This window comes from Pararhizobium sp. DWP3-4, from assembly GCF_049898205.1.
Taxonomy (GTDB): Bacteria; Pseudomonadota; Alphaproteobacteria; order Rhizobiales; family Rhizobiaceae; genus Pararhizobium.
In genome coordinates this window covers 187,393-204,405 of record NZ_JAFCXF010000007.1, presented here as the reverse complement: position 1 = coordinate 204,405, position 17,013 = coordinate 187,393, and the positions used below count along the sequence as shown (strand labels likewise).

Sequence of the window (17,013 nt, the reverse complement as noted above, 5' to 3'; positions counted from 1 at the left end):
AGACGGCAAAAGAGTGGACCCGCATGAATGTCGCTTTGAGAAATTCGCTGGAGCGGATCGCCCCGCGCCAGGAGCAGGCCTTTTCCCATGTGGCGGATGAGGATGCCTTGAAATCGGCCATGCGGCGGATGTCGGGCGGTGTCTCCGTGATCACCGCCGGCGTCGGCGACGAGCGCACCGGCGCGACCGTGACCTCGGCCACTGCGCTGTCCGTCGATCCGCCGACAATGATCGTCAATATCAACCGCAGTTCATCGAGCTGGCCGATCATCCGCCGCTATGGGCATTTCTGCGTCAATATCCTCAGCGCCGAGCAGCAGGACATCGCCGACCGCTTTGCCGGCAAGGGCGGTTTAAAGGGGATCGAGCGCTATGACGGGGCCGAATGGTTTACGCTGGCGAGCGGGGCTTCGGTTCTGCGCGGCGCGTTGGCCGGGATCGATTGCGAAGTCGATGAGATCATCGAACGCCACAGCCATGCGATCATTCTGGGCCGTGTCGTTTCCATCGTCGCGGGTGACGGACACTCGCTGGTCTACAGCAATGGCCGTTATGGCCGGGTATCCCTAGACTAAAATGCCCCGCCCGAGGGGACCCGGGCGAGGCGCTTCATCCGCACGATTGAGGGTCAGTGCGGGCGAAGGTCAGTGCGGCAGAGAGATCTGCGTGTGATAGCCGAGTTCCGGCTCCTTGCCGGTCAGGTTGGCCTTGGCAATTTCCCAGCCGAATTTCAGCGTGCTGTTGGTCGAAGCCCAGATAGCAACATCGTCAAGCTTCAGCTGCAGCATGGTCAGCGACGGATCGTCCTTGCCGCCTTCGAACCAGGCGGCCACCGGCGCCGACCAATATTTGTCGATATGGTTGCGGGATTTGACCTCGTCGATCGCACCGGCAAGGCACGCATGGTAATCATGATCCTTGCTGATGACGCAGAAATGCGCCCGGTCTCCGGTCCGCGCAGCCTGGATCAGATCGCTGTCGGTGCGGGTGAAAAACCAGATCGAATTGCTTTCCTTCTCGACGAACGGCGCCATCGGTTGCATATGCTGACCGGATCCTTCGACGCCCAGCATGCCGGCATGGACATCGTCAAGCACATCCCACAGCTGCTGTAGCGGATCGGTTTTCGTCTTCGATATATCAGCCATTGTCTTTCCTTTATCGATTGGGGATCAGGCGGCGCGGCGCTCGTGGCGGCCTTCTTCAATTTCCTCGACGATCTTTTTGACAAACGCGTCGAGGTCGTCCGGATTGCGGGAGGTGACAATGCCCTGGTCAGTGACGACGGGCTCGTTCGACCAGATGGCACCGGCATTTGTCATGTCGGTCTTGATCGAGATGTAGGAAGTCATCTTGCGGCCGCGCACGGCGTCGGCCTCGATCAGCAACCAGGGGGCATGGCAGATGGCGGCAACGATCTTGCCGGATGCGACGAACTCCTTGACGACGCGCATGGCAGCCTCGTCATGGCGCAGAATGTCCGGGTTCATCTGGCCACCGGGCAGGATCAGGGCGTCGAAATCTTCAATCTTCACGTCCTTGGCGAGGAGATCGACATTGACCGTGTCGCCCCAGTCCTTCTCGTTCCAGCTCTTGATCGGATCCGTGCCGATCGAAGCGATCTGGACGTCGGCGCCGCGCTTTTTCAGCTCGTCGAGCGGCACGCGCAGTTCCGAACGTTCGTAGCCATGGGTGGCGAGAATGAGGATTTTCGATTTGTCGATGAACGGCATTGCGCCATCTCCTTGTGCAAGCTTGGGGAGGGTTCGCGCTTACAACGGACGCCTTCGGCAATCGTTCCGATCTTTCGGTTTTTTCTCGCATTGACCAAGGGCGCATAAGAACGTATCATGAACAACCATGAAAAAATCGCTGAACGAACGGTTGGCCATCCTGTCCGATGCCGCCAAATACGATGCTTCCTGCGCCTCAAGCGGAACAGTGAAGCGGGACTCGTCGAAGTCCGGCGGGCTGGGATCGACGGAAGGGTCCGGCATTTGCCACGCCTATGCGCCGGACGGACGCTGCATTTCGCTGCTCAAGATCCTGATGACGAATTTCTGCATCTACGACTGCGCCTATTGCATCAACCGCTCGTCCAGCAATGTCGAGCGGGCGCGGTTCAGCGTCGAAGAAGTCGTCTGGCTGACGCTGGAATTCTACCGGCGCAATTATATCGAAGGCCTGTTCCTTTCGTCCGGGATCATCCGCTCGTCGGATTACACGATGGAGGAAATGGTCCGCATCGCCCGGGAATTGCGCGTCACCCATAATTTCGGCGGTTATATCCATCTGAAATCCATTCCAGAGGCTTCGCCGCTGCTGATCGAACAGGCGGGGCTCTATGCCGATCGCCTGTCGATCAATATCGAGCTGCCGACCGATACGGGCCTGACCCGGCTTGCGCCGGAAAAGCGGCCGGCCAATATCCGCAAGTCGATGGGCGAACTGAGGCTGAAGATCGAGGCTGCCAATGATCCGACGCTGCAGACCAAGCGGCGCAAGCGCTTCGTACCCGCCGGCCAGAGCACGCAGATGATCGTCGGAGCCGATCAGGCCAATGACAAGGTCATCCTCGGCACCAGCGCGCGACTCTATGGCAGCTATGGCCTGCGCCGGGTATATTACTCCGCGTTCAGCCCGATTCCCGATGCGTCGAAAAACCTGCCCTTGATCAAGCCTCCTTTGATGCGCGAGCACCGGCTGTACCAAGCCGACTGGCTCTACCGGTTCTATGGGTTCGGCATCGAGGAAATCACCGAAAATCAGCCGGACGGCATGCTGGACCTGAAGCTCGATCCGAAACTCGCCTGGGCGCTGGTCAACCGGCATCGCTTTCCGGTGAATATCAACTCGGCCGAACGCGAGATGCTGCTGCGGGTGCCGGGCCTGGGAACGAAGGCCGTCAACGGCATCCTCTCTGCCCGGCGTCACCGCCGTTTACGGCTGGAGGACCTGGCACGTCTGCATGTCTCGATCAAGAAGGTGCAGTCCTTCGTGGTGACCGAGGGCTGGACGCCGCACCGGCTGATCGATCGCTCCGATCTGCGGGCGATGTTCGAGCCCAAACCCGAACAGCTGGCGCTTTTGTGATGGCAACGGTCCTCCTGGAGGGGCGGGGAGATCTGACCGAGTGGCGGGAGGCTGCGCGGTCGCTGCTTCTTGCCCGCACGCAGCCGCGCACGATCGATTGGCGGTGCAGGAGCGATGCGGCAGGCGACCTGTTTGGACCTGCTGCCGGGGTGCCGGAGGCGCCTGTTGCCACTGCAGCGACCGTACCGGCCGTGACTGTCCCAAAAGCTTTCCTGTCATTGGCGCAGGCCGTGATCTGCCACAGCGATCCCTTGCGCTTCCAGCTTCTCTACCGGGTTCTCTTCCGGCTGCAGGAAGAGCGCACGCTTTTGGAAGTGCTCTCGGATGCGGATGTGGCGCAGTTGTGTGCGATGGAAAAATCCGTGCGGCGCGATTGCCACAAGATGACGGCTTTCGTCCGGTTCAAGGAGTTCGATATCGAGCAGGGTCATGCGCGACGGCGCTTTCTGGCCTGGTTCGAGCCCGATCATCACATCGTCGCCCGGGTGGCGCCGTTCTTCCAGCGCCGGTTTACCGACATGGACTGGATCATCGCCACGCCCAAGGGAACGGCGGCCTGGGATGGCGAAGTCCTGTCGGTTTCAACCGAACCGGCGGAAAATCCGATGCTGTCAGACAGCACCGATTTGCTGTGGCGCACCTATTTTTCGCACATCTTCAATCCGGCCCGTCTGAAGGTGAAGATGATGATGACGGAGATGCCGAAGAAATACTGGAAAAACCTGCCGGAGGCGGAGCTCATACCGGGCCTGATTGCCGGTGCCGAGGCGAGCGTCATCGCCATGGCCGAGCGGGCTGCCAGCGAGGCGCCGTTGTTTCACCAGCGGCTGCAGGCCATTGCCCAGGCCGAGCCGGAGATTGTCCAGCCGCCGGCAGGAACGCTCGAGGAGCTTCGCGAGGAGGCACGGCATTGCACCCGTTGCGCCCTGCATTGCAGTGCGACGCAGACTGTCTTTGGCGAGGGGCCGCAGGATGCCAGGATCATGATCGTCGGCGAGCAGCCGGGCGATCAGGAAGATCTGGCCGGCAGGCCTTTCGTCGGCCCGGCGGGCGCGGTGTTTAACACAGTTGCTCAGCAAGCAGGGCTGGATCGCAAGGACACCTATGTCACCAATGCAGTCAAGCATTTCAAATATGAACCGCGCGGCAAGCGCCGTATCCATAAGAAGCCGAATGCCGGCGAGGTGCAGCACTGCAAATGGTGGCTGACGCGGGAACTGGCCCTGGTCAAGCCGAAGCTGGTAGTGGCGATGGGATCAACCGCGCTGATGGCGCTGACCGACAGCCGGCAACGGCTTTCGGATCTGCGCGGCGAGATGCTGCAACTCGGCGCGGGGCAGTCGCTGCTTGTCACCGTGCATCCCGCCTATCTCCTGCGTATTCCGGATGAGGGGCGCAAGCATGAGGAAATGGCGCGTTTCCGCTCGGACATAGCTCGTGCTGCCGCATTCGGGCGACGGACAATGGCTGATGTCCGGCCGGAACAGCGCAACGGGTGATATCAGGCCGTCAATCTGAGCGGGCTGAATCGGGTTGGATCAAGCGCCTGTACGCCAAACCCTTCCGGATGGGGCTGGCGGGTCAACAGGCTTGCCGCCAAGGCGCCGAGGGCCGGTGAGGTGAGGATGCCGTAACCACCCTGGCCCGCCAGCCAGAAGAAATCCGGTTGATCGGGTGCGAAGCCGATGACGGGTAGTTTGTCCGGCGAGAAGCTGCGCATTCCGGCCCAGCTCTTGGCGACGCGGCGGACCGGGATGGTGGTTGCCTCCTCCACATAGTGTGCCGCCCAGGCGACATCGAGCTCCTCCGGCTGCACGTCACCGGGTTCGCAGGGTGTGGCATCGGCGGGGCTTGCGAACAGCCGGCCGGCGTCGGGCTTGATGTAGAAATCCTCGTCGATTTCGTTGATTTCCGGCATATCGGCGATATCGATTCCCTCCGGAACGTCAACCGTAATGGCCGTGCGGCGATGCGGGACGATGCCGAGCGGCTTGACGCCGAAGATTTCCGCAATTGGATCAGCCCATCCACCGGCGGCATTGACCACGGTCCTGGCACGGACGGGACCGGTTGATGTCTCGATGGTCCAGCCGTGGCCATCATGGCTGGCGGACAGAACGGCGTGGTGTTCGCGGATGTCTGCGCCGTTGCGGCGGGAGCCCTTCACATAACCCTGCATCAGGCTTTCGACTTCAATATCCCAGAAGTTGGGATCGTAGAACGCGGCTGCGGCGTAGCCCGGCTTCAGGATGGGCACGCGCGCCAGCATTTCCTCCTCGTCCAGCGGTTCAAGCTCTGGTGTGAAGGCAAGTTCGGCGCGGAAAACCTCTTCCAGCCGCGCTGCTTTTTCGGCGCTGGCGATCATCACGCCGCCGCGCTGCTTTAGAAGCGGAATAGCTGAAAATCCGTCCGGCGGGCTATCGAAGAAATCCTTGGCGATCGCGGCAAGCGCGCAGACCTCTGGCGCATTATACCGCAGGACGAATTCGGCGGCGGAGCGGCCGGTGCTGTGATAGCCGAGCGCTGTTTCCCGTTCGAGCACGACGACGGAGCGATGGGGGCTGAGGAAATAGGCAAGCGAAAGGGCGGCGATGCCGCCGCCGATGATTGCCACGTCGAATGTCTGCATATTACTCACCGCCCCTTACAGTATCTGCGATCTCCCTCGCGCCGCCGGACCGTAACGGTGGCAGGCTCGATGTTCAAATTTATAGTGGCGAAGCTGACTATCAGGCAGATTGATGCCCCACGCTGTGATCAAGCGGCTCGGTCTCCGCGACATGGCGCAGGAAGGCGGCTTCGGCGGGGTTGAGGATCGCATTGGGATTGGTGATGCGAAACACATCCGTGGTTGGCAGCAGATCATAGGGCGGCAATTGCCAGAGGTCGCCGGCGGCAAGGCCCGGTGCGGCCAGATGATCCGGCACCATGCCGATGCCGATATTGGCTGATATCAGGCGCAGCACCTCCTCGACATTGCAGGAGACGGCCCGGACCTGCTGGCCGAAGGAGCCCATGGCACGCACGGCAGTGATGGCATTCATGTGCTGGCCGCCGAGAACATCGGCGATGAAGGCGATGTAGGGATCGCCGCGCAGGTCGTTCAAGGCCGCCGTCTTTGCGCCGAACAGCCGGTGGCCCCGGCCGCAATAGAGCCCGTATTGCTCGCGGATATGGAAGGCCTTGCTCAATGCTTCGGGGATATTGCCGTCGCACAGGCCGATGGTGGCGATGTTGCGCTCGACCGCGCTGATGACGCTGACGGTGGTTTCAACCGTGATGCTGAGCGTTACCTTCGGATAGAGCTGAAAGAAGCTTTCGAGCTTGCGATCCCAGGCCGGATTATGCGCGTGACTGACCGAATGAATGCTGACATGGCCGGTCACGTCGTCGCCTGCGGTTTCCAGCGCATTCGGTAGGCGCACGACCGCTGCGAAGATATCGCGGCATTGGCGGTGCAGCTTCTCGCCGGCTTCCGTCAGGTCGAAACGGCCCGGGCGGCGGTCGATCAGCTTCTGGCCGACGGTCTGTTCCAGCCGTTTCAGCGCCATGCTGACCGCCGGTTGCTGCAACAGAAGACGGTTGGCCGCCGCCGTGATGCTGCCCTGCTCGACCACCACCACGAAGGTTCGCAGCAGGTTCCAGTCGAGATTATGGGCAAAGCGTTCGAGGCGATTGTCAGGCATGGCGAGCCGCGATCAGAGGGAGACGAGGACGGAGGGTAGCCGGTTCATGATCTCGTGGCCATCCGCAGTGACGAGCAACTGGTTTTCGATGATCATGCCGCCGGCGCCATCGACATACCAGGGCGTCTCGAAGGCCAGCACCATGCCGGGCTCGATGATCACATCCGATTGCCGCGACAGGAACGGCCATTCCTCGCTGCCAAGGCCAGCGCCTAGCCCATGGCCGAAATGACCGCGCGTGTAGCCGGGGAAACCCGCCTTGCCCATCGCCTCGGTCGTCACCCGGTGCACCTCGCTCATGGCGATGCCCGGCTGCAGCAGTGGCAGGCCCGCGTCATACGCCGTTTGCAGGGCATCGAACAACCGGGCCTGAAGCGCAGACGGCGCGCCGCAGACGAAGGTGCGGCCGGTATCGGATGTATAGCCGGCAATCAAGCAGCCGACATCGACCTTGATCAGGTCGCCACGTTCGACTACGCCACCCTTGGTCCACGGGTTCTGGCCGACGGAGACATATTCCCAGAGTCCGGTGAGATTCTGGACGCCGCGCCGCGCGGCTTCGGCCCGAGCGCCCTTTTCCCAGGCGCTTGCCAACTCATCGCGGCTGATGCCGATATCGATGGTTTCGCGCAGAGCGACGATCCCGGCCTCGGCCAGTTCGACGGCCATGCGCAGATGGCCGATCTCTGTTGGCGATTTTATCATTTTCAGTCGCCGGACCAGATCGGAGGCATCGACAAGTTCGGCCTGCGGCAATGCGGCGGACAGCAGCCGGAAATCCGCGACGGAAAGGCCATCGAACTCGATGCCGATACGGCCTTCGTCAAGGCCCTTCTCCGCAAGAAGCGCTGCCGCCAGCTGGAAACCCATGTTGGCGTCAAAAGTCTCGGGGCGCTGAAACCCTGCGGGACGGCGCTGTCTTTCCCAGGCTGCGTTGATCAACTCTTCCGGCGGCCGTGCGTCCATGCCCCGGATATCGCCGGTCTCGACCCAGATCGGGTTGATGCGGATATCGGTGATCGCGCTCGATGCGCGGAAGGCTGCCTCGAACAGGTCTGTAACAACGGCTGCTTGTGGAAGGGCGGGGTCGGCAGGGACGATGGCCGCCACGGCACCGGCACGCCGCCACATGGTGGCAACCCCGGCGGGCGCACCCGTCGCGTAGGTAAAACTCTCCGGCGAAAGCAGCAGCAGCGCGTCGAGACCGGCGGTTTCCATCAACTGCGATGCGCGTGTCCTGTCGAGGTGAGCCATGCCGTTTCCTTGTCCTGTGGCTGCAATGTGTTTCATGCCGCCATTCCCGCAGCGCATGAGGCAGTGCCGCATTTTCGTTTGTATCGCCCTGCCCGGCTTGCCATAACGGATACAAGAAGGAAAGTGACGGGAGGACGCCATGGCTTCAAGACAGGAATTCCAGTGGGACGACGCATTTCTGCTGGAGGATCAGCTTTCTGAAGACGAGCGGATGATCCGCGACACGGCCCGCGCCTATGCGCAGGACAAGCTGCAGCCGCGTGTCATCGATGCCTACCGCAACGAGACGACGGATCCCTCGATCTTCCGCGAAATGGGTGAACTCGGTCTGCTCGGCGTAACCGTGCCGGATACCTATGGTGGCGTCGGCGCGTCCTATGTGGCCTATGGCCTGGTTGCCCGCGAGGTCGAGCGTGTTGACTCGGGTTACCGCTCGATGATGAGCGTGCAGTCTTCCCTCGTCATCTACCCGATCCACGCCTATGGCTCGGAAGAACAGCGCCAGAAATACCTGCCGAAGCTGATCAGTGGCGAATGGATCGGCTGCTTCGGCCTGACCGAGCCGGATGCCGGCTCCGATCCGGGCGGCATGAAGACGCGGGCGGTGAAGACCGATGGCGGCTACCGGTTGACGGGCTCGAAGATGTGGATTTCCAACGCACCGATTGCCGATGTCTTCGTCGTTTGGGCGAAATCCGAGGCGCATGGCAATGCCATTCGCGGCTTCGTGCTGGAAAAGGGCATGAAGGGTCTCTCTGCCCCGAAGATCGGCGGCAAGCTGTCGCTGCGCGCCTCGATCACCGGTGAAATCGTCATGGACAATGTCGAAGTCGGCGAAGATGCATTGCTGCCGAATGTCGAGGGCCTGAAAGGTCCGTTCGGCTGCCTCAACCGCGCCCGCTACGGCATTTCCTGGGGCGTGCTCGGTTCGGCGGAGTTCTGCTGGCATGCGGCCCGCCAATACGGGCTCGACCGCAAGCAGTTCGGCCGTCCGCTGGCGCAGACGCAGCTGTTCCAGAAGAAACTTGCCGACATGCAGACGGAAATCACTCTTGGTCTGCAGGCATCACTGCGCGTCGGTCAGCTGATGGATGCAGGCCGGATGGCGCCGGAGATGATCTCGATCGTCAAGCGCAACAATTGCGGCAAGGCGCTGGATATCGCCCGCGCCGCCCGCGACATGCATGGCGGCAACGGCATTTCCGAGGATTATCAGGTGATGCGGCATATGGTGAACCTGGAAACGGTGAACACCTATGAGGGCACCCATGACGTGCACGCCCTGATCCTCGGCCGCGCCCAGACCGGGCTGCAGGCCTTCTTCTGAGCGCCGGCATGGAAACGCCGCTGAAGGGCCTGAAGGTTCTCGAGCTTGCCCGCATCCTGGCGGGACCATGGATCGGCCAGACGCTGGCCGATCTCGGCGCCGATGTCATCAAGGTGGAAAGCCCGGCGGGAGACGATACCCGCACCTGGGGGCCTCCCTTTATCGAGAGCGAGACCGGCGGTCATCTGGATGCCGCCTATTTTCACGCCTGCAACCGGGGAAAGCGCTCGGTTATTCTCGATTTCACGACGGAAGAGGGGCAGGAGGCCGTGCGGCGGCTGGCGGCGCAGTCAGACGTGCTGTTGGAAAACTTCAAAGTTGGCGGGCTGGCGAAATACGGGCTGGATTATGAAAGCCTGAAAAAGGTCAATCCGCGGCTGATCTATTGCTCGGTCACCGGCTTTGGCCAGGATGGGCCCTACGCCCATCGCGCCGGTTACGACTATATCATCCAGGGCATGAGCGGCATCATGGACTTGACGGGCGAACCGGAAGGCGAGCCGCAGAAGATCGGCGTCGCCTTTGCCGATATCTTTACTGGGCTCTACGGCGTCATCGCCATCCAGGCGGCACTCCACATGCGCGAGCGGACAGGCGCCGGCCAGCAGGTCGACATGGCTTTGTTCGACAGCATGACCGGGGTGCTTGCCAATCAGGCGCTGAACTTCCTCGTTTCCGGTCAATCGCCGCGCCGTCTCGGCAATGCGCATCCCAATATTGCGCCCTACCAGGTGTTTCCGGTCTCCGACGGCCATCTGATCGTCGCCGTCGGCAATGACCGGCAGTTCGTCAAGTTCTGCACGCTGCTGGGGCTCGATAGCCTGGCGACAGATCCGCGTTACCTGACCAATGCGGGCCGGGTTAAACATCGCGACACGCTGACGCCGGAACTGGCGGCGCGGACGGTGATCTATAGCCGGGATATGTTGCTTGCCATGCTGGAGGCAGCTGGCGTGCCCGGTGGACCGATCAACACGGTGGCAGATGTGTTCTCCGACCCGCAGATCATTCACCGCGAAATGCGGGTCGATACGCCCCATACTGGATCGGCATCGGGGACGGCGCCGGGCGTGCGGACGCCCATTCAGTTTTCAGATGCCGAACTTGCCCTTGAGCGCGGTGCGCCGAGGCTTGGGGAGCATACGCATGAGGTGCTGGCCGAGATCGGGATGAAGCCCGAAGCATTCAAACAGTGATCGTTTAGTGGTAAACGGCGCCCGTGGGATGATAACGATTCCGAATAGCCGCCGCCTCAAATATTCCCCATGCAGAGATATTTCATCTCCAGATAATCCTCGGCGCCGTGGCGGGAGCCTTCGCGGCCGATGCCGGACTGTTTGAGGCCGCCGAAGGGGGCGGCTTCGGACGACATACGGCCGGTATTGATGCCGATCATGCCGTATTCCAGTGCTTCGGCGACCCGCCAGACTTTTTTCAGTTCGGTCGCGTAGAAATAGGCGGCAAGGCCATAGATCGTGTCGTTGGCCTGCAGGATGACGTCTTCCATCGTTTCGAAGCGGATGATCGGGGCAACGGGGCCGAAGGTTTCGTCGCAGGCGACCAGCATGCCCTTGCCGACATTGGATAGCAGGGTTGGTTCGAAAAAGGCGCCGGAGACGCGCTTGCCGCCGCAGAGAAGCTTTGCGCCCTTGCCGATCGCGTCGTTGACATGGGCTTCGACCTTCTCGATTGCCCGGCTATCGATCAGCGGACCGATGGTGACGCCCTTGGAAAAGCCGTCGCCCACCTTCAATTTGGCGACTTCGGCAGCCAGCTTGGTGGTGAATTCGTCATGGACCCGGCTCTGCACATAAATGCGGTTGGCCGAGGTGCAGGTCTGGCCGGCATTGCGGAATTTGGCCTGGATGGCGCCATCGACGGCCGCGTCGATATCGGCATCGTCAAAGACGATGAACGGTGCGCTGCCGCCGAGTTCGAGGCTGATTTTCTTGATCTGGTCGGAACATTGGCGCATCAGGATGCGGCCGACTTCGGTGGAGCCGGTGAAGCTGATTTTTCGCACCCTCGAATTGGTGCAGAGCTCGCGGCCGATCGCATCGCCTTCTGAGGCCAGCACGAGGTTGAAGACGCCCTTGGGAAAGCCCGCGCGGATAGCCAGCGCGTGCATGGCCAAAGCCACCAGCGGCGTCTGTTCGGCAGGCTTGAGAATGATCGTGCAGCCGACCGCCAGCGCCGGTGCGATCTTGCGCGCGACCATCGATGCCGGGAAATTCCAGGGGGTGATCGTGCCGACCACGCCGACCGGCTGCTTGATCACCATCATGCGGCGGTCGGTCGAAGGCGCAGGAATGGTTTCGCCGTAGACGCGCTTGGCCTCCTCCGCATACCATTCGATATAGGCGGCAGCGTGCTGGACTTCGGAGCGGGCTTCGTTGAGCGGCTTGCCCATCTCGGCAGTCAGGATCGCGGCGAGATCGTCTATATGGGCACTGACCAGATCGTGCCAGCGGCGCAGGATGGTGCTGCGATCGCCGGCGGGGCGCTCGGCCCACGGAAATTGCGCCGCATAGGCATCATCGATCGCCGTGCGGGTTTCCACGACACCCATATCCGGCAGGGTGGCGAGCAGGGCGCCGTTCGACGGATTGTGGACATCGAAGGTCTTTGCCGCAGGCGCCCACGGCGCGTTCACCAGGCCGAGCAGATGCGGATCCCTGACATGGGCGATCAAGGTCTCGGTAAAGATCATCGGAGGATCCTTTCTGGCAGTCTGCGCAGCGACGCAGGGCGGCATGTTTCGTCGCGGGAACAATGCCGGTAGCCGATAACGGCAGCCGGGTCCATCGGGCAGCGTGGCGCCGCTGCCCGATAGACTATGTTATGCCAACGCCTGAAATCAGGTGCGGGCTTCCAGGATCGAGGCTTCCAGAATGTCCATCGCTTCGGCGAAGATATTGTCCTGAATGGTGATCGGCGCGAGGAAGCGGATGACGTTGCCGTGCACGCCGCAGGTCAGCAGGATCAGGCCCTTTTCGAGTGCGATCAGGCGGACGCGGTTGGCGAAATCGGCGCTTGGCAGATTGGTCTTCACGTCGTTGAACTCGACCGCATTCATGAAGCCCGGACCACGAATATCGACGATTTCCGGGACCTGCTCGGCAATGGCAGCGAGGCGCTGTTTCAGGCGGCCGCCGAGTTGCTCGGCGCGCTCGCACAGCTTCTCGTCTTCGATGATGTCGAGAACGGCATGGGCAGCGGCAACGCCTATCGGGTTACCGGCATAGGTGCCGCCGAGGCCGCCAGGGCCCGGAGCGTCCATGACCTCGGCGCGGCCGGTCACGGCGGCAATCGGGAAACCGCCGCCAAGACCCTTGGCCATCGTCACGAGGTCGGCCGCAACGCCGTGATGTTCCATGGCAAACAGCTTGCCGGTGCGGGCAAAGCCGGTCTGCACTTCGTCGGCGATCAGGAGGATGCCGTGCTGGTCGCAGATGTCGCGGATCGCCTTGATGAAGGAGGTCGGCACCGGATAGAAGCCGCCTTCGCCTTGCACAGGCTCGATGATGATGGCGGCGACCCGGTTCGGATCGACGTCGGCGGCAAAAAGGCGCTTCAGGGCAGCCAGCGACTGGTCGGCGGATACGCCTTGCAGTTCGACCGGGAAGGGCACATGGAAGACGTCGGCCGGCATGGCGCCGAAGCCGACCTTGTAGGGCACGACCTTGCCGGTCAGCGCCATGCCCATGAAAGTGCGGCCGTGAAAGCCGCCGCCGAAAGCGACGACAGCCTGACGGCCGGTTGCGGCGCGGGCGATCTTTACGGCGTTCTCGACTGCTTCCGCACCCGTGGTGACAAAAATCGTCTTCTTGGCGAAATCACCCGGCAGGATGGCATTCAACCGCTCGGCCAGCTCGACATAGTTTTCGTAAGGCACGACCTGGTGGCAGGTGTGGGTGAAGCGGTCGAGCTGCTTCTTGACGGCTTCGATGACGCGCGGATGGCGGTGGCCGGTGTTGACGACGGCGATACCGGCGGCGAAATCGATGTAACGATTGCCTTCCTTGTCCCAGATTTCGGAATTCTCGGCACGATCCGCATAGATCTGCGTGGTCATGCCGACACCGCGGGAAATGGCTGCGTTCTTGCGATCGGTCAAACTGGTCACGGGTATCATCCTGATGTTGCGTGGAGCGTTTTCGGTTGCAGATTTCTTGGAAATCCTATATTTTTTCTGTAGGTTTGCAAATCAAATTTTGTGATTTGAGAAGCAGCGCCGGGAATGGGTTTCCAGCCGGCAGAGGTGTTATCCAAGCTGATTCTCGCGTACGCACTGGTGCCTGGTGTGCCAGGGCAGAAACAGCGCGCATGGGCGGCTTGAAGATGTCACAGGACGGCTTATGAGTGATGCCATGAAGATACGCTACAAGGTCGCGGAAGCCGCACGGCTTGCCGGTGTCTCAGCATCGACCTTACGCCTTTGGGAGACGCAAGGACTGGTTGTGCCGGACCGGTCCGTTACCGGGCACCGGCAATATAGCGAGGGCGATGTTGCCCAGCTGAAGCGGATTTCGTGGTTTCGCGCCGAACGCGGTCTCAACCCTGCTGCGATCCGCGAGGCGCTGGAATTGGAGGCGAGTGAGCTCGACGATGCTGGCCAGCCCGCCACCGGCGATGCAGCCCCGCAATCACAGGTCGGCCGCAAGCTCAGGAGCCTGCGCCACGCCGCCGGCAAGACGCTGGAGCAGGTGGCTGGCGATGTCGGGATCGCAGCCTCGGTTCTTTCGACGCTGGAGCGGACCTCGCAGGGGGTTTCTGTCGCTGTCCTGCATAATCTTGCCGAATATTTTTCGACGACAGTTTCGAGCCTGTCCGGCGAAGACGAGCCGGACGTGCGGGCGCTGGTGCGCGCCGGTGAATGGCGGACATGGCCGCGCACGACGCCGGGTCTGACGGTGCAACTGCTGGCCGAGGGCCGCAACCAGATGGATTGCCATCGTTTCGTTCTCGAGCCGGGCGCTTCCAGCGAGGGTGCCTACAAGCACGAGGGCGAGGAATTCGTCTATGTGCTTTCCGGCCGGGTGGAATTCGTGCTGGATTCCGATCAGTTTCACGATCTGAACCCCGGCGATTCCCTCTATTTCAACAGCCGCCGTCACCACGCCTGGTCGAACCGCCATGACGGCGAGACGGTGCTTCTGTGGATCAACACGCCACCGACGTTCTAGCGCTTTTCCATCACGGTTTCCAATTTGCCGATCAAGCGGATTTATACCGGCTATTGTCTCTATCTATTTCGTTTATGTACATTTCAGGCATAGAGTTTCCATCAAGCACCGGCAAACGGTGCGCAAAAAGGGAACTGAACACATGAAAAAACATCTGATCGCACTGGCTTTGGCCTGTGCCGCTGCCTTTTCCATGACGCCTGCCAATGCTGCCGAGAAGCTCAGAATCGGCACGGAGGGCGCTTATCCTCCCTTCAATTTCGTCGATACCGCCGGCAAGATCGGTGGCTTTGATGTCGATATCGGTCTGGCGCTGTGCGCCAAGATGCAGGTCGAATGCGAAGTGGTGGCGCAGGACTGGGATGGCATCATTCCCGGGCTGATCGCCAAGAAATACGACATGATCATCGCCTCGATGTTCATCACCGAAGAGCGCAAGAAGCAGGTCTCCTTCAGCGATCCCTATTACATGGCGGCCATGACGCATGTTGCGGCAAAGGGTGCCGGTATCACCGCATTTACCAATGAGGCGCTGAAGGGCAAGGTCATCGGCGCGCAGTCCGGCACCACACAGGCCGAATATATTGCGTCCGTCTATCCCGATGCGGAGATCAAGCTCTACCCGACGCAGGACGAAGCCAATCTCGACATGGCCAATGGCCGCCTCGACATGGAAGTCGGCGACATGCTGCCGATGCTGGACTGGGTCAGCAAGAACAATGACGGCAAATGCTGCGAGTTGATCGGCGAACCGATCACCGACCCGAAATTCGTCGGCGACGGCGTCGGGATAGCCCTTCGCCAGGACGACAACGATCTTCGCGAAAAGCTGAACAAGGCACTTGCCGACATTCGTGCCGACGGCACCTACAAGACGATCAACGACAAATACTTCACCATCGACGTCTACACGATGCGGTAAGGTCCGAACCCGGCATTCCGCGAAACCATCGCTCGATCGCCTGCCACGCAAGTGGCGGGCGTGGTCAGGCCGGCCGGATTTTCCGTTTCGCCTTCTGCCGATGATACGTCAGCGCTGCGCGCAGGCAGAGCGCCAGCGGTTCCCGGGGCAAAGGGCCTGTTGCCGGAACGAGGAGCGCGCGCTGGCCCTCGAAGGCAAAGTCATCGGCAAAATGCGCACGAAAAGTGGCGATCAGAGTGGTCTGGCAGCTGACGAACACAGCGCAGTAATCGGACGCCGACTTGGACACGCCCAGACGGAGGGTCGTGCCGCTTCTGCTGGCTTCGGTCAGATAGGCCGGTTCGCCCCATTTCAGCGTTTCGGTCAGCGGGCCGACACCTTGGGTTTCGGCTGCCACGGCAAGGATGAGGTCACGGATCTGCAGCAGCCGTAGTCTGATCGGCTCGGGATACCGCCCGAGCGCTTCGGCGACGGCTTCGGGTACGGGCTGGCTGGTCATGACACGCTCCCCGGCTGCGGTGGACTTATCCCCTGAGCGCTGGCCTATTTCGTGACGTCGATGACGACGCGGCCACGGATTTTTCCAGCGACGATGTCTTCTGCAAGCTGCGGCAGGCGCGACAGCGGCTCGACCGTCGTCATCGCCGCAAGCTGCCGGCGGTCGAGGCTTTCCGCCAGAATGGCCCAGGCCCTGTCGCGCTCGGTGTGTGGTGCCGTCACCGAATTGATCCCGAGCAATGCGACGCCGCGCAGGATGTGCGGCATGACGGTTGCAGGCAGATCGGCGCCGCCGGCGAGGCCACAGGCAGCAACAGCGCCGCTCTGGACGGTCTGCGCCAGAACGTTGGCCAGCGTCGTGGATCCGACGGAGTCGATGGCGCCTGCCCAGCGCTCCTTCTGAAGTGCTGCGCCCTTTGCGGCAAGTTCGGCCCGGTCGATGAAACCAGTCGCGCCGAGGGCCGACAGATAATCGCAGGTTTCCGGCCGGCCGGTGGATGCGGTGACCCTATAACCGCGCTTTGCCAGCAGCGTGATAGCGACAGAGCCGACGCCACCCGCGGCACCGGTGACCAGAATTTCGCGCGCATCCGCTTTGATCTTGCCCCAGGCTTCCAGCGCTTCGATCGCAAGGGCGGCCGTATAACCTGCGGTGCCGATCGCCATGCTCTCTTCAAGCGTGAACGCCTCCGGCAGGCGCGTCAGCCATTCGGGTTTCAAGCGCTGGAACCGGGTGTAGCCACCCCATTCCGTTTCCGACATGCCCCAGCCATTGACGACAACCTTGTCGCCGGTCTTCCAGTCCGGATTACTGGATTCGACGACGATGCCGGAAAGATCGACCCCGGCCACCATCGGCAGCCGGCGGGCGATGCGGCCCTTGCCGGAAATGGCGAGGCCATCCTTGTAATTCAGCGTCGAAAACAAGACCTCGACCAGCACGTCGTGATCGGGCAGATCCGCAAGTGCCAAGTCCCGAAAGCCGGCCACCGGTTTGCCATCTTGGTCGTCGATCACCAGTGCCCTGAAGTGGTCCGTCATGATTTT

General features: G+C 61.7%; 16 protein-coding genes. 7 read left to right on the top strand and 9 right to left on the bottom strand.

The window, feature by feature from the left end:
* Nucleotides 1–23: 23 nt before the first annotated feature.
* Nucleotides 24–575 (top strand): flavin reductase family protein, encoded by a 552-nt coding sequence (locus ACP7E6_RS19395; protein ID WP_426231495.1) that lies wholly within the window; start codon nucleotides 24–26, stop codon nucleotides 573–575.
* A gap of 69 nt (nucleotides 576–644) precedes the next feature.
* Here ACP7E6_RS19395 and ACP7E6_RS19390 read toward each other — a convergent pair whose 3' ends face one another.
* Both ACP7E6_RS19390 and ACP7E6_RS19385 read right to left on the bottom strand, forming a co-directional pair.
* Nucleotides 645–1,148 carry a pyridoxamine 5'-phosphate oxidase family protein gene (locus tag ACP7E6_RS19390; protein WP_426231354.1) on the bottom strand — a complete coding sequence of 168 codons (504 nt, stop codon included), beginning with the start codon at nucleotides 1,146–1,148 and terminating at the stop codon, nucleotides 645–647.
* A 24-nt stretch (nucleotides 1,149–1,172) separates the two neighbouring features.
* Nucleotides 1,173–1,733, bottom strand: coding sequence for a type 1 glutamine amidotransferase domain-containing protein (locus ACP7E6_RS19385; protein WP_426231353.1), 561 nt, complete (start codon nucleotides 1,731–1,733; stop codon nucleotides 1,173–1,175).
* 127 nt (nucleotides 1,734–1,860) lie between these two features.
* On the opposite strand from ACP7E6_RS19385, the gene ACP7E6_RS19380 reads away from it, so the two are divergent.
* A complete protein-coding gene (locus ACP7E6_RS19380) occupies nucleotides 1,861–3,093 on the top strand; it encodes a putative DNA modification/repair radical SAM protein (RefSeq protein ID WP_426231352.1) in 1,233 nt (410 codons plus the stop codon).
* Nucleotides 3,093–4,592 (top strand): UdgX family uracil-DNA binding protein, encoded by a 1,500-nt coding sequence (locus tag ACP7E6_RS19375; protein ID WP_426231351.1) that lies wholly within the window; start codon nucleotides 3,093–3,095, stop codon nucleotides 4,590–4,592. Before ACP7E6_RS19380 ends, ACP7E6_RS19375 begins: the two co-directional genes overlap by 1 nt.
* A gap of 2 nt (nucleotides 4,593–4,594) precedes the next feature.
* Here ACP7E6_RS19375 and ACP7E6_RS19370 read toward each other — a convergent pair whose 3' ends face one another.
* The 3 genes from ACP7E6_RS19370 to ACP7E6_RS19360 form a co-directional block, all read right to left on the bottom strand.
* Nucleotides 4,595–5,722: an NAD(P)/FAD-dependent oxidoreductase gene (locus ACP7E6_RS19370; protein WP_426231350.1), complete on the bottom strand. Its 1,128-nt coding sequence runs from the start codon at nucleotides 5,720–5,722 to the stop codon at nucleotides 4,595–4,597.
* A 100-nt stretch (nucleotides 5,723–5,822) separates the two neighbouring features.
* The gene (locus ACP7E6_RS19365; RefSeq protein WP_426231349.1) at nucleotides 5,823–6,779 is read right to left on the bottom strand and encodes a LysR family transcriptional regulator; all 957 of its coding nucleotides are present in this window, start codon (nucleotides 6,777–6,779) and stop codon (nucleotides 5,823–5,825) included.
* 12 nt (nucleotides 6,780–6,791) lie between these two features.
* On the bottom strand, nucleotides 6,792–8,069 hold the full coding sequence (locus ACP7E6_RS19360) for a M24 family metallopeptidase (protein WP_426231348.1): 1,278 nt from the start codon (nucleotides 8,067–8,069) through the stop codon (nucleotides 6,792–6,794).
* Nucleotides 8,070–8,172: 103 nt separating this feature from the next.
* On the opposite strand from ACP7E6_RS19360, the gene ACP7E6_RS19355 reads away from it, so the two are divergent.
* Nucleotides 8,173–9,360 (top strand): acyl-CoA dehydrogenase, encoded by a 1,188-nt coding sequence (locus ACP7E6_RS19355; protein ID WP_426231347.1) that lies wholly within the window; start codon nucleotides 8,173–8,175, stop codon nucleotides 9,358–9,360.
* A gap of 8 nt (nucleotides 9,361–9,368) precedes the next feature.
* Nucleotides 9,369–10,556, top strand: coding sequence for a CaiB/BaiF CoA transferase family protein (locus ACP7E6_RS19350; RefSeq protein WP_426231346.1), 1,188 nt, complete (start codon nucleotides 9,369–9,371; stop codon nucleotides 10,554–10,556).
* Nucleotides 10,557–10,612: 56 nt separating this feature from the next.
* On the opposite strand, the gene ACP7E6_RS19345 is transcribed toward ACP7E6_RS19350, so the two are convergent.
* Both ACP7E6_RS19345 and ACP7E6_RS19340 read right to left on the bottom strand, forming a co-directional pair.
* Entirely contained in the window at nucleotides 10,613–12,070 is a 1,458-nt protein-coding gene (locus ACP7E6_RS19345) for an NAD-dependent succinate-semialdehyde dehydrogenase (RefSeq protein WP_426231345.1), read from the bottom strand.
* 147 nt (nucleotides 12,071–12,217) lie between these two features.
* Nucleotides 12,218–13,486 carry a 4-aminobutyrate--2-oxoglutarate transaminase gene (locus ACP7E6_RS19340; RefSeq protein ID WP_426231344.1) on the bottom strand — a complete coding sequence of 423 codons (1,269 nt, stop codon included), beginning with the start codon at nucleotides 13,484–13,486 and terminating at the stop codon, nucleotides 12,218–12,220.
* A 232-nt stretch (nucleotides 13,487–13,718) separates the two neighbouring features.
* On the opposite strand from ACP7E6_RS19340, the gene ACP7E6_RS19335 reads away from it, so the two are divergent.
* Nucleotides 13,719–14,546 (top strand): cupin domain-containing protein, encoded by an 828-nt coding sequence (locus tag ACP7E6_RS19335; protein ID WP_426231343.1) that lies wholly within the window; start codon nucleotides 13,719–13,721, stop codon nucleotides 14,544–14,546.
* A 142-nt stretch (nucleotides 14,547–14,688) separates the two neighbouring features.
* Nucleotides 14,689–15,468: an ABC transporter substrate-binding protein gene (locus ACP7E6_RS19330; protein ID WP_426231342.1), complete on the top strand. Its 780-nt coding sequence runs from the start codon at nucleotides 14,689–14,691 to the stop codon at nucleotides 15,466–15,468.
* Nucleotides 15,469–15,532: 64 nt separating this feature from the next.
* Here the strand turns inward: ACP7E6_RS19330 and ACP7E6_RS19325 are convergent, their stop codons facing one another.
* Together ACP7E6_RS19325 and ACP7E6_RS19320 are read right to left on the bottom strand one after the other, a co-directional pair.
* Nucleotides 15,533–15,967 carry a DUF1801 domain-containing protein gene (locus tag ACP7E6_RS19325; protein ID WP_426231341.1) on the bottom strand — a complete coding sequence of 145 codons (435 nt, stop codon included), beginning with the start codon at nucleotides 15,965–15,967 and terminating at the stop codon, nucleotides 15,533–15,535.
* A gap of 44 nt (nucleotides 15,968–16,011) precedes the next feature.
* Nucleotides 16,012–17,007, bottom strand: coding sequence for an MDR family oxidoreductase (locus tag ACP7E6_RS19320; protein WP_426231340.1), 996 nt, complete (start codon nucleotides 17,005–17,007; stop codon nucleotides 16,012–16,014).
* Nucleotides 17,008–17,013 lie beyond the last annotated feature (6 nt).